At 32.9% G+C, this 13385-nt stretch carries 11 protein-coding genes; 4 read left to right on the forward strand and 7 right to left on the reverse strand.

Annotated elements, in window-relative coordinates:
* Positions 1-88: 88 nt before the first annotated feature.
* Positions 89-466, reverse strand: a complete 378-nt coding sequence (locus ACEN2I_RS19550) for a heavy-metal-associated domain-containing protein (RefSeq protein ID WP_441767768.1) — start codon at positions 464-466, stop codon at positions 89-91.
* Between the two features lie 103 nt (positions 467-569).
* Here ACEN2I_RS19550 and ACEN2I_RS19555 point away from each other — a divergent pair, with 103 nt between their 5' ends.
* The gene (locus ACEN2I_RS19555) at positions 570-1436 is read left to right on the forward strand and encodes a DMT family transporter (protein WP_441767769.1); all 867 of its coding nucleotides are present in this window, start codon (positions 570-572) and stop codon (positions 1434-1436) included.
* Between the two features lie 175 nt (positions 1437-1611).
* Here ACEN2I_RS19555 and ACEN2I_RS19560 read toward each other — a convergent pair whose 3' ends face one another.
* Both ACEN2I_RS19560 and ACEN2I_RS19565 read right to left on the reverse strand, forming a co-directional pair.
* A complete protein-coding gene (locus tag ACEN2I_RS19560; RefSeq protein WP_441767770.1) occupies positions 1612-3660 on the reverse strand; it encodes an insulinase family protein in 2049 nt (682 codons plus the stop codon).
* Positions 3661-3670: 10 nt separating this feature from the next.
* On the reverse strand, positions 3671-4993 hold the full coding sequence (locus ACEN2I_RS19565; RefSeq protein WP_441767771.1) for a M16 family metallopeptidase: 1323 nt from the start codon (positions 4991-4993) through the stop codon (positions 3671-3673).
* Positions 4994-5266: 273 nt separating this feature from the next.
* Between ACEN2I_RS19565 and rplU the strand changes: the two genes are divergently transcribed.
* The gene (gene rplU / locus ACEN2I_RS19570; protein WP_294925153.1) at positions 5267-5710 is read left to right on the forward strand and encodes a 50S ribosomal protein L21; all 444 of its coding nucleotides are present in this window, start codon (positions 5267-5269) and stop codon (positions 5708-5710) included.
* Between the two features lie 24 nt (positions 5711-5734).
* Positions 5735-5995 carry a 50S ribosomal protein L27 gene (rpmA, locus tag ACEN2I_RS19575; RefSeq protein ID WP_017497241.1) on the forward strand — a complete coding sequence of 87 codons (261 nt, stop codon included), beginning with the start codon at positions 5735-5737 and terminating at the stop codon, positions 5993-5995.
* A 252-nt stretch (positions 5996-6247) separates the two neighbouring features.
* Here the strand turns inward: rpmA and ACEN2I_RS19580 are convergent, their stop codons facing one another.
* Together ACEN2I_RS19580 and ACEN2I_RS19585 are read right to left on the reverse strand one after the other, a co-directional pair.
* Positions 6248-9007 (reverse strand): hypothetical protein, encoded by a 2760-nt coding sequence (locus tag ACEN2I_RS19580; protein WP_441767772.1) that lies wholly within the window; start codon positions 9005-9007, stop codon positions 6248-6250.
* A 38-nt stretch (positions 9008-9045) separates the two neighbouring features.
* Positions 9046-9627 (reverse strand): tRNA-(ms[2]io[6]A)-hydroxylase, encoded by a 582-nt coding sequence (locus ACEN2I_RS19585; protein WP_441767773.1) that lies wholly within the window; start codon positions 9625-9627, stop codon positions 9046-9048.
* Positions 9628-9740: 113 nt separating this feature from the next.
* Between ACEN2I_RS19585 and ACEN2I_RS19590 the strand changes: the two genes are divergently transcribed.
* Positions 9741-10985, forward strand: a complete 1245-nt coding sequence (locus tag ACEN2I_RS19590) for a glycosyltransferase family 4 protein (protein ID WP_441767774.1) — start codon at positions 9741-9743, stop codon at positions 10983-10985.
* Between the two features lie 105 nt (positions 10986-11090).
* Here the strand turns inward: ACEN2I_RS19590 and ACEN2I_RS19595 are convergent, their stop codons facing one another.
* Positions 11091-12938, reverse strand: coding sequence for a leukotriene A4 hydrolase C-terminal domain-containing protein (locus ACEN2I_RS19595; protein WP_441767775.1), 1848 nt, complete (start codon positions 12936-12938; stop codon positions 11091-11093).
* A 113-nt stretch (positions 12939-13051) separates the two neighbouring features.
* A partial coding sequence (locus ACEN2I_RS19600; protein ID WP_441767776.1) for a 2-oxo acid dehydrogenase subunit E2 occupies positions 13052-13385 on the reverse strand: 334 nt, incomplete at its 5' end.

Raw genomic sequence — 13385 nt, forward strand, 5'->3', positions numbered from 1 at the left:
TTGCAAGAACGTTCTTGCAACTGTTTAATTAATTATTTTTATCTAATAATCAGTATCGTTTTTTTAGGACGAGACAAAATAATTTTGATTACGATTTGATATTTGAAACTTTATAGGTTTTTCCATCTCCGGTTGCCTGAACAACTTTTGTTAAAGAGTCAGGATTTTGAACTGTTTTGTCAAATGTAACTGTAGCTAGTTTTTTGTCAAAATCTACAGTTGCTTTTTCTACGCCTTCTAAATCAGACAATTCCTGTTCAATTGTTTTTGCACATCCAACAGCACACGTCATACCTTCGATATTAAAACTTGCGGTTTGTACATTTTCAGGTGCAATTACTTTGTTTTCTTTAGGCGCTGTTTCTATAGTTTTTATATTCGCCAGATTTTTATCTTCTTCTTTTTTGCAACTTACGAATACTAAACCTGCAATTGCCACAGTCGCTATGATTTTTGTGAATTTCATTATATATGATTTTTAATATGATAGTTGTGTCTTTTTACAAAATTAATAAAAAACAGAAGGTCAGTTCATAAAATTATTACAAATTTGTATCAAAATTTGGTTTATGGATTCAAAACAATTAAAGTGGTTTTATTTATTCTTACTTTCGCTAATTTGGGGAAGCTCTTTTATTTTAATTAAAAGAGGATTGGTTGGTTTAACGGCTATTCAGGTGGGTTCTCTCCGAATTATTTTTGCTGCTTTATTTCTATTGATTGTCGGTTTTAAAAGTTTGAAGAAAATTTCGCATCGTCAATGGAAATTTGTTGCTTTAACTTCTGTCTTTGGAACCTTTATTCCAGCTTTCTTTTTTGCAATTGCCGAGACTCAGGTTGATAGTTCGATTGTGGCTATTTTAAATTCACTCACACCTTTAAATACCCTTGTTTTAGGAATTATATTTTTCGGAATTCAGTTTCAAAAACGTCAGGTTTTGGGTGTCTTTATCGGATTGATTGGTTGTTTGTTATTGGTTTTAAACGGAGCTTCAGATCATTCCGGACAAAATTATTATTACCAAATTTTAGTAGTAGTCGCAACGCTTTGTTATGCTATTAATGTAAATCTGATCAAAAAATATTTATCTGATTTAAATTCATTAAGTATTACCACAGGAAATTTTGCAGTATTGCTTCTGCCAGCATTAATCATTTTAAGCACAACTGATATTTCTCAAAAAATGAATATAGAAGCAACACATCATTCTATTTTGTTTGTAATGATTTTGGGTGTTTTGGGAACCGGAATTGCGAATGTATTGTTCTTTAAATTAATCCAAATGTCTTCGCCAGTGTTCGCTACATCTGTAACGTATTTAATTCCGATAGTCGCTTTCTTCTGGGGATTATTAGATAATGAAATGCTAACGCCAATTCAGTTTTTCGGGGCATTTGTCATTTTAATTGGAGTTTATTTGTCTGCTAGAAAATAATAAGTTTTTGTTTTAACGGATGTCAGGCTGAGCGAAGTTGACTGCTTGCTAATTGGAATGGGTATTCGACTTTGCTCAGCCTGACAAAAATATAAATAACAAAGGCTGTCGTAATTGACAGCCTTGTGTTAAGATGAGTATTGTGATCTCAGTAACTTAGAAACTCAGGATCTTTTTAAAGGAAATCTTTCTCAGTAACTCCTTCGTTAATTTTAATTTCAGACATTTTAATGTCTAATTCAAAACCCGCATTTTGTATTAAGTTGAAGGGAACTTTTACGCCTTTTACTTCTTTATAATCATTGAAGTATGTGGTTTGTGTAGTTGATTGTCCGCTTTGTTCTTTTACTTTGGTTTCGGCTACTTTTAAACCTGATTTCACATCATAAAAGTAAACTGTATTGCCATCCTTTATTGAGTAAGCATCATTGCCGTTTATTTGTTCAATTCCGCCAACGGTTAAATCTGTTCTTTTGCTTAATTGTAATTCCTCAAAAGGAGCTGCGTTGGCTTTCATTTCGGCTAAATCTGTACCTTCTAAATTTTTGCGCTGCCCTTGTTGTTCAACATAAGCACCTTTATCGTTTACAACTTGTTTCATCAAAGCCATACTTCCCATAGAAAGCGAAACCATCATTTTTCCTTTTGAATCTAATTTTGAAACAAAAGTCAAAGGAGCTGGAGCCTGAGGAATTGTTGTCGTTCCGTTCATAAACAAAGTTTTTACAGTAGAAACGGCTTTTTCGCCACCAATTGCTTTAATGTAATTCTCAAAAACAATTTTTGCTGTAATTCCTGCCGGAGCTTCTTTTTTGGTAACAGGTTTGGTAGTTGGATTTCCGTATTTATCAAAATAGGAAATCGGAATTTGTAGTTTTTCTAAGCCGGGAAGTACTTCAGATGCTTTACCTACAATTACAATTCTCATATTATCGATCGGAAAATATTTATTGGCGACACGATAAACATCATCAGAAGTAACATTGTTAATGGTCTGAATATATTTTTCGTAGAAATCTGCAGGAAGCTTTTCTGTTTCGATATTTAAAGCATAACGTGCAACAGTCTGAGGTTTTTCAACCTGCATCACAAATCTTCCGATGTACCCTGCTTTTACGTTTTTTAATACGTCTTCAGAGACTTTTTCGGTTCTAATTCGTTTAATTTCTTTTACAAATTCCACAACGGCACTATCTGTAACAGCATTTCTGACAGCAGAAGAAGCTTTGAATTTAGTAACGTATTTTCCGCTTCCAATATTTGAACTAGCTCCGTATGTCCAGGCATGCTGTTCACGTAAATTCATATTCAGGTAACTGTTAAAATCACCGCCTAAAATTTGATTTGCAATTACAGCAGGGAAAAAATCAGGATCGCTCATTTTTAAATTTACGGTATTTACCAATGAAATTTCAGATTGAACTGCATTTGGAACATCTACAAAATCAATTTGAAGTTGAGAAACATTCTCAGGATTTGGGTATGTGTTTTTTGGTGCTGCTTGTTTTTTCCATCCGCCAAAAAGTTTTTCTACAGCAGCTTTTGTTTCCTTAAATTTAATGTCACCAATCACAACTAAATAAGCGTTTTCAGGTACAAAATAAGTATTATAGTTTGCCTGAACATCTGAAAGTGTAACATTTTTCACAGTTTCTTCAGATAAATATTCTCCTGAAGGATGATTTCTTCCAAAAGCTAAAACATCAACAACGCGATTAGAGATGGCAGGAACACTTTTTTCATCGGCTTTAAGCCCTTCTAATAATTTTGCTTTCTCTTTATCAAATTCTGTCTGAGTAAAATTGGGTTGTAAAGCACCTTCGGCCAATAATTCTAAAATACGTCCTGAATATTTCGAAAGTGAACTGGCGTAAGCGCCTGATGATGTAAAATTTATATTGGCTCCGTAAAAGTCAATTTCTTCATTAAAAGCTTCTTTTGTGGTTTTTTTGGTTCCGTTTCCAATTAAACTACTGGTTAATTCTTCAACACCTTTTTTGTTTCCTTCAGTAAAAGGAGCGTTATCCAGTGTAAGATTAAAACTTACTCTTGGTAATTTATGGTTTTCAACCACCAAGACTTTCATGCCATTTGCTAAAACAAAAGTTTGCGGTTTTTTGATGTTAACTACTGGTGAATTTCCTGGCTTTGGTTGTGTACGATCTTGTGCTTGCATAATTCCAGTTAGGAATAAAAGGATTAAAACTGTATGTATTTTTTTCATGATTCGAAGCTTAGTTTTGAACTTTTGTTGAAGGAACATAATCTAACATTAAACGCTGATTAGGGTTTAAATACTTTTTAGCTATTTCTCTAATTTCTTCTCTGGTAATAGAGTGGTAGAGGTCAATTTCGGTATTAATAAGATTTACATCTCCATAAAGCAAATAATAAGAAGCCAGGTTTTCGGCAATTCCTTCAACACTTGCGTTTGCATTAACAAAATTATTATCGAATTTATTTTGCAATTTTTGATAGTCTTTTTCAGAAATCAAATCGGTTTGAATTTTTACAATTTCCTCGTCCATTTCTTTTAAGATGTCGGCAGTGGTGTAAGTTCCCATCGGTAAGCCATACAAAATATACATTCCGTAATCTTCCTGACTAAAACCAACAGCCCCAATTTGAAGGGCCATTTTTTTATCATCAACTATTTTTTTGTATAATTTGGAACTTTTTCCATCACTTAAATAAGATGATATTAAGTCTAAGACCCTTGCATCTCTTGTTTTCATTGATGGAGTCCTGTAAGAAGCGACGATCATTGGGATCTGGATATTCGGATCTTCGTAAGATGCTTTGATAGTTTGTGTAATTGGTTCTTCAGTAAAAGTTTGTTTTTTTACCACTTCTCCTTTCGGAATTGGTCCAAAATATTTCTGAATCCATTCTTTGGTTTTAGCTTTATCAAAATCACCGGCAACAACTAAAACGGCATTGTTTGGGGTGTAGAATTTTTTATTGAAACCCTGAAATTCTTCCAGAGTGGCAGCATCAAGGTCTTTCATAGAGCCAATAGTCGTCCAGCGATATGGGTGATTTTTGAACATGTACTTTTTAACCTCAGGTAAAATATTTCCGTAAGGCTGATTGTCGTAACGCATTCTTTTTTCTTCTTTTACAACTTCATTTTGTGTGTCAACACCAATTTTGTTGATAATTGGATGCATCAATCGTTCAGATTCCATCCATAAACCAAGTTCTAGGCTATTTGATGGAAAAACTTCATAATAATAGGTTCTGTCATCTGATGTATTGGCATTGTTTACACCTCCATTTGCGGTAACGATTTTCATCCATTCGCCACGTTTTATATTTTCGGTCCCTTCAAATAATAAATGTTCAAAGAAATGTGCAAAACCAGTTCGGTCAGGACGCTCATCTTTTGATCCTACATGATACATTACAGAAGTTATAACAACAGGGGCAGAAGAATCATTGTGCAAAATAACATGCATGCCGTTGTCTAAATTGTATTCTTCGAAAGCTACTTTTTGAGCATGAGCTACTCCGCCAAGCAATATTGCAGCACTTAACATCATTATTGAATTTTTCATAAAGATTAATAATTTATATTTACCTATAACTGTAGGTATCCAAGAGTTGATTTATGTTACATCAAAAATAAGTTTTTTTGTTTGTTATTTTAGATCAGGGCTTTATTTTGGATGTATTTTAACAATCTTTTACTTCTGAATCAATTTAAAAAAGAGGTGAAAGAGCTTGAAAAGCAGACTTTAAAGAATGAAAAATATTTTTGAAATAAGAGATTGCACAGTAAATTATTAATCGTATATTTGCAACCTTAAAAATCAATAAATCAATTTGGTATGTATGCAATCGTAGAGATAGCAGGGCAACAATTTAAAGTAAGCAAAGACTTAAAGGTTTATGTTAACCGTTTAACTAACGAAGAAGGTTCAAAAGTTTCTTTTGACAAAGTTCTTTTAGTTGATGATAACGGAAGCGTAACTTTAGGCGCCCCAGCTATAGAAGGTGCTTCTGTAGAAGCTAAAGTGTTACAACACTTAAAAGGAGATAAAGTTATCGTTTTCAAAAAGAAAAGAAGAAAAGGATACAAAAAGAGAAATGGTCACAGACAATATCTTACTCAAATTGTAATTGAAGGTATTACTGCAGCAGGTGGAACTAAAAAAGCAGCAGCTAAAAAAGCAGTTGTAGCAGAAGAGGCTCCGGCTACTGAAGCTGAAGCAGCTCCAAAAGCAAAAAAAGCAGCAGCTCCAAAAGCAAAAAAAGAAGCTACTAAAGAATAATAACAATATTTAAACTCATACGTCATGGCTCACAAGAAAGGTGTCGGTAGTTCGAAGAATGGTAGAGAATCAGAATCAAAACGTTTAGGCGTTAAGATTTTTGGTGGACAAGCTGCTATTGCTGGGAACATCATCGTTAGACAAAGAGGTTCAAAACATAATCCAGGTGAAAACGTTTACATCAGTAAAGATCACACACTACACGCAAGAGTAGCTGGAGTTGTTAAGTTCCAAAAGAAAAAAGATAACAAATCTTATGTATCTATCCTTCCATTCGAAGCATAATCATAAAGAATTTTTTTTAAAAAAACCCGTTTTGAAAAGAACGGGTTTTTTGTTTTTCTAATCATATATATGATAAGAGAGTTTAAGTTTACTGTTTTTACATGTATATGTATAATTGTTATTGGAATTGCCAGATAAAGAAAAACCATTTTCAAAGCGGTAAACTTTAAAAATGGTTTGTAGTGTTTTTGAAATGAAAAAACGAACATAGTTGGGATCTAGAATTTTTAAAGAAGTGTAGTTTTAATATTTTTACTCTTCAATATCTTGTGTTTCCTTCAGATCATCAGATTTTCGTCCCAATTTTATTTTTGGATTATTTTGTGTTCCGGTAACTGTTAACGGAATTCCAAGAATACCTAACGGAGGCAACCCTAATCGCATTTTTAAATTCAGTCTACCGTCTAAACTTGTTGTTCCTTCAATTCTTGGTCTAAAGCCAGCAAATTTAAATTTAAAACGCTCAACAGTCATGATGTTATTTTTGATGGTAGTTTTAATATCAACTTTTGATACGTCAGGATTTTTCATGGCTTCAGAATTTGTTTTTTTACTCACGGCATTAAACATTTTCAATCCACGAACTTTTACATCTTTTACTGAAAGTGTTCCACCTCCAACTAAAGAAGGGTAAACAGGTTCCATATTTTCGTTTAAACGACCTTTCAATTTATAATCCAAAGAAACAATTCCTTGTGCTTTTTCGGCAGCGCTGGCCATTTTTTTAAATACTTCAATTTCGTTATATGCTCTTTTAATATCAAAATCCGATGCTTTAATATTGTAATCGAAATTTGCTTTTTGAGGTGTAATTGCCTGATAGTTTGCGTTCATAGCCACATTACAGCCAATTAAAGTAAACCCGGTGTTTTGCATCGTCAATTTACCTCTGTTCATTTTTAAATTTCCAGTGGCATTTTGAAGATTCAATTTATCAAAATATACTTTTCGGGCATTCGCTAGTAATTGCAAATTCAAATTGGCAGGAATAATAATAACTCCGGTTTGTTTAACTTCACTTGATGGAACTTGGGATTCAGATTTGGTTTCTGTTACCGATGTATTAGCTGTTGTATTTGACATAAATTCATCAACATTTATATATCGTGCCGAAATCGTAAAAGAGCCTCCCAAAATTCCGGTTTTAGTTATGGCATAATTAAAAACGTTTTGCAGATAGCCATTCATCTTAAAATCAGATTGCCCGTAAGCAGCCAAAAAGTTATTGAAAGACATTTTGTCCTGATTTATTTTGAAAACTCCTTCTTTAATAATAAATTTTTGAGGCAGATATTCTGATACAATGCCAATGTTTCTAAGTTCAAGTGTTCCTTTATTATATAACTTGTTGTAATTGCCCTTTTCGGCATCACTTTGTTTACCTTTTAAAGCTAAGTCAGCTTTTACAAAGCCATCCAAATCAAGTCCTTTTCGAGAAAAAACTTTATATATTTTGCTAATATCAAGTTCTCCTTTTGCTTTGATATCATAATTTAAATTATCAAGATTGCTCAAATCTGCGGCTACAAAAACAGGTTTTCCTTCAAAAGTAAATTCTGCAGGTTTTATATTGATTCTTAAATCATCAAAAGTTCCTTTTTGATTTTCGATTTTAGAATTGATAATGATATTGGTAATTGCATTTGGATAATATTTGGTTTTTATGTATCCATTATTTAATTTAATAAAACCTTTTGCAGCAGGGAAAAGTCTCTTTTTCTGATCAAATTTTCCGTTGGTTTTGATATCCCCTGCTAAACTGCCTTTTAATATTATATCTGGAATTCCTAATGCACTGGTTAGCTTTTCCAGATCAATTTTGGCTTTAAAATCACCGTTAATTTCAGGAGTTTCGATACCCTTTAGATAGAATTTAGATTTTAAATAATCCTTATAGATATTTAGGGACAAGTTTTTAGCATCGATAATAACAAAATCAGGGTTTAACGACGGAATCTTGGTCTTTATATCTAAATTTAGGTTCGAAATTGGAAAACCACTTTTATTATAGTTTACAAAACCATTGCCTATTTTAATGTCCAGATTAAGGTCTGGTGCTATATTTTGTGATGCGATATAATTTCCTTTTAACGTTAAAAGTAAGTTGGTGTTTCCTTTTAATTCGGTTTTAGAAAGCCACGTAATATATTTTGGAGGAAATGCTGTAAAGACATCATACAAATTGCTATTGTTAGATTTTATAACAAAATCCATATTGTAACCTTCTTTTAGAAAGTCAAATTTTCCTTTAAAATCGACCAAGAGCTGATTGATTTTTAAATTATTCTGCTGAAAGAAAAAAGACAAGGAGTTTACATTTACCTTGGTAATTAAATCAGCATCAATCTTTTTGTTCATTAAATAAGGCTCGTCTTCATAAATAATATTCAGTTTCTCGATATTTGCTTTTGAATATAAATCGAATACGTCTTTGTCGAGATCTCCTTTTCCTAAGTAATTAAATTTAAAAGCATCAAAATGAACTTTAGTCGATTGGTCATCATAGATTATTTTGCTGTTTAAAATTTCAATTCTTTCTAATTTTAATGAGGCATCAGTACTGTCTTTATGATTGGAAGTCTGGGGTGATGCTTTATAAATGTTATAATTCGCTTCTCCTTTCGGATTTACTTTTACATTAATAAATGAATCTGATAAATATATCTGATCAATTTTTACTTCTTTACTAAAAATTAAACTGGCGACATTTATTCCAAAGGAAACTTCTTTTGCTGTAATGAATTTTTCGTTTTTATAAGGCGATGAACCATTAAGGCTTAAATCGTTTAAGGTTAGTGTCAAGGAAGGAAAATGATGAAAAAATGATAAAGAAACATCAGAATAATTTAGTTCTGCGCTTAATTTTTGATTGGCGGTTTTTTTAATCTGCTCTTTAATTTTGTCAGCAAAAACAATAGGGGTTAAAAATAATAATCCTAAAATAACAACGAAAGTTATTCCAAAATATTTAGCGATTTTTAATAAAATGGATTTCTTTTTATTTGCTGTCATAAAATAAAATTTGCTAATAAATAGGTATAAATAATAATTTATCCGTGTACGGTTTCGCTTTTTCCATAGTTAGTTATAATTGAGCCTTCAAATTCAATCCAAGCTGCCCAACGCTTGTCAACATCGACATTATCTGCATACTTTCTTGCAAAACCTAAAAAAGTTGTATAATGACCAGCTTCAGAAATCATCAAATCGCGATAAAATTTCGCCAATTCTTCATCTTTTATGTTTTCAGAGAGAACTTTAAAACGCTCACAGCTTCTGGCTTCAATCATGGCAGAGAACAATAAGCGATCGCAAAGTGCATCTTTACGGCTTCCGTCTTTTTTCATGAATTTAAAAAGTTCATTTACATAATGATCTTTTCGTTCACGCCCCAAAGTAAGTCCTCTTTTTTTGATTAAATCGTGAACCATTTGTAAATGCTCCAGTTCTTCTCGTGCAATTACAAGCATTTCTGTTACTAATTCCTCTAATTCAGAGTTATAAGTAACTAAACTGATTGCGTTTGAAGCTGCTTTTTGCTCGCACCAGGCATGATCAGTTAAAATTTCTTCGATATTTGATTCGACTATATTTACCCATCGCGGATCGGTAGCTAATTTTAATCCTAACATAATTTTCTTGAAAAAGTATTTTGCAAAATTAGTCTTTTTTTATTACTGAAAGTCTGTAAAGATGGTGCAAATCCGCCCTAAATAGTATTATTTTGTAACTTGAAACAAATTAAATGAAACAACTTAAAAAACTTTTAATTATTGGTTTTGTCTGGCCTGAACCAAATTCATCTGCGGCTGGTGGCAGAATGATGCAATTGATTTCAATTTTCAAACAAAATGAATTTGACATTACATTTGCAAGTCCGGCCCTAGACAGTGATTTTATGGTTAATTTATCTGAACTTGGCGTTAGAAAAGAATCAATCGAACTCAATAATGCCAGTTTTGATGATTTTATAATCGAATTAAATCCGGATGTTGTTTTATTTGATCGTTTTATGATTGAAGAACAGTTTGGCTGGCGTGTTGCAGAGAATTGCCCTAAAGCAATTCGATTATTAGACACAGAAGATTTACATTGTTTAAGAACCGCAAGGCAAAAAGCTTTCAAAGAGAACAAATCTTTTGAATGCCATGATTTATTTTCTGAAGAAGTGGCAAAACGTGAAATTGCAAGTATTTTTCGATGTGATTTATCGTATATTATTTCTGAATTTGAAATGAAGGTTTTAAAAGATGTTTTTAAAATCGATTCAGCTTTATTACATTATTTGCCTTTTTTAGTTGAAGAAATGTCAGAGCAGGATTTATTGCAATTACCTTCTTTTGAAGACCGAAAGAATTTTGTTTTCATCGGAAACTTTCTTCATGAACCCAATTGGAATACAGTTCAATATTTAAAAGAGTCTATTTGGCCTTCCATAAAAAAACAATTTCCCGAAGCAGTTTTAGAAGTTTACGGTGCCTATCCTTCGCAAAAAGTATTACAACTGCATCAGCCTAAACATGGTTTTTTTATTATGGGAAGGGCAGCAGATGCCAATGTGGTAGTTAAAAAAGCCAGAGTTGTTTTGGCTCCGATACGTTTTGGAGCTGGTTTAAAAGGGAAATTATTAGAAGCTATGCAATGCGGAACCCCAAGTGTAACAACAACAATTGGCTCTGAAGCAATGCATTCAAGTATGCCTTGGAATGGTTTTATTCTTGATGATGTTGAGGAATTTGCTAAAAATGCCATTTCATTATACAAAGATGAAAATCTTTGGATACAATCTCAAAAAAATGGAGTTGCCATTGTTAATGAATGTTATCAAAAGGAAAAATATGCTGAGAGATTAATTTCGGCTGTTAATTCGCTTTTGAATGATTCTGAAAATCATCGCTTACATAACTTTATGGGAAGTTTACTTCAGCATCACACTTTAAAAAGCACCAAGTATATGGCAAAGTGGATTGAAGCTAAAAATAAGAATTGACAAAAAATCCCTAATTACGAATGTAATTGGGGTTTTTTTGTTTGAGAGTTTTCAGTCCAAATAAGCAGTTAAATGCTGTCTGAAAATTGCGACTGCAACTGAAAACTATTTCATAATACCTTCAACAGCCTGAATTGTTGTGGCATGATAACCAGGTTTTGCTTTGTCAAAAACCTGTTTTGCCCAAACTTTCCCTTCATGAGTTTTTACCATTTCTTTGTAAAGCATCATTACTGATCCTGTTCTGCTAATTGATATTAAAAATTGTTCAATCGCAGGATATGCAGGTTTGTATTGGTGAATTACGGACTGTACAAACCATTGGCGTTTGATAATAAAGTTACCGCCTTTTGTAAAATTGAATTCAGTATCAATTGCTTCCATTTCTTTTGCTGTAATATCATCAGGAAGATGATCTATAAAATGCTGTTTTTCTGCAGTTGTTGTAATTTTTTGATTCAATCCTTTAACTCCGGTTTCTCTCCAGATTTTTTGAATTTTATCTATCGCATCAAAATCAGCAGAACTTACAGGAGTGATGTTTGAAGGAATTCCGGGTTTGTAAATCCAGTCTTCTAATTTGATTTTGGCTGCTAATTTTTTGTCAGCTTTAATTAGATTTTCATTTAAATATTTTATAAAATCCTCAGTAGTGATCGAATGGAAAGCATGTGCGTCGAAATAATTTTTAATGAAAATGTCAAATTTTTCACGTCCGACAGCATTTTCGATTACTCTTAAAAAAGCGTATCCTTTTACATAAGGAATCATACTAATTCCATCATCTGGATTTCTTCCTGTTAAAGATACTTTTAATCTTGTGTCGGGACTTGTATCCCCATATTCAGCTACATTATCAACCAATTCTTTGCGAGTGATAACATTTTGCATTTCAAATTCTTTCTTGCCAAAAATAGCTTCGCCAATTCTGTGCTCTACATAAGTAGTGAAACCTTCATTTAGCCAAATATCGTTCCAGGTTGCGTTGGTAACTAAGTTTCCGCTCCAGCTATGACCTAATTCGTGTGCCAATAAACTGGTTAGGGAACGATCGCCTGCGATAACTCCCGGAGTTAAAAAAGTTAAATTTGGATTTTCCATTCCACCGTAAGGAAAACTTGGAGGTAAAACCAATACGTCATAACGTCCCCAACGGTAAGGTCCGTACAGTTTTTCTGCAGCAACAACCATTTTCCCAAGTTCAGCAAATTCCCATGCGGATTTTTTCAGCATTGATGGTTCTGCATAAACTCCTGTTCTGCTATCGATCGATTGAAATTCGATATCTCCAACAGCAATCGCCATTAAATAAGACGGGATTGCTTTATCTTGTTTGAAAGTATAAAATCCTGTGTCGTTTTTCTTCTGGGGATTTACAGCGCTCATTACAGCTAATAAATCTTTAGGAACGGTAACTTTTGCGTTATAAGTAAAACGAATTCCTGGCGAATCCTGGCAAGGAATCCAGGTACGAGACCAAATACTTTCTCCCTGCGAAAATAAAAATGGTTTCTTTTTATCAGCAGTTTGTTTTGGTGTAAGCCATTGCAATGCAACAGCGTCTTTAGTTGTACTGTAATAAATATTTACTTTAGTAGTATTTTGTTCGATGGTGATATGAAGTGGTTTTCCGTGAAATTCATTAGCTGCACCAAGCTCGAATTTGGTTTCTTTTTCTTCATCTCCTAAAGTTACTTTTGTAATATTCAAAGTGTTTTCGTCAAAGATAATCTCATTCCCTTTACTGATATTGTCAATTAACCAGGATGCTTTCCCTGAAATAGTTTGTGTTTCGAAATCAACTTTGATATCTAGATCAAGATGTTTTACAACGGCAAGTTCTGGTTTAGAATAGCTGTGTTCATCTATAATAGTTGTAGGTTTTTCTGCTTGATCTTTTTTCTGGCAGGCAATAGCTGAAAGAAATAAAATGGCAAGGATTTGTTTTTTCATTTTATAAAGTATTGAATTTGAAGACGAAAATTAAACATAAAATCCCGTTTTGAATAAACAAAACGGGATTTTATTAAATATAACCTTCTATTTAGCTTAGGTTGAGATTGGAATTATGCCAGCATTGTAACCGGGCTTTCGATGTATTGTTTTAATGTTTGTAAGAACTGAGCACCAGTTGCACCGTCAATTGTTCTGTGGTCACAAGCTAATGATAACATCATTGTGTTTCCTACTACAATCTGACCATTTTTAACTACTGGTTTCTCAACAATTGCACCTACAGAAAGGATCGCAGAGTTTGGCTGGTTGATAATTGAATTAAATTCAGTAATACCAAACATTCCAAGGTTAGATACTGTAAACGTACTTCCTTCCATTTCCTGTGGTCCCAATTTTTTATTTTTAGCTCTTCCGGCAAGATCTCTTACTGAAGCACCAATTTGA

The sequence above is a fragment of the Flavobacterium sp. W22_SRS_FK3 genome (assembly GCF_052113665.1).
GTDB lineage: Bacteria > Bacteroidota > Bacteroidia > Flavobacteriales > Flavobacteriaceae > Flavobacterium.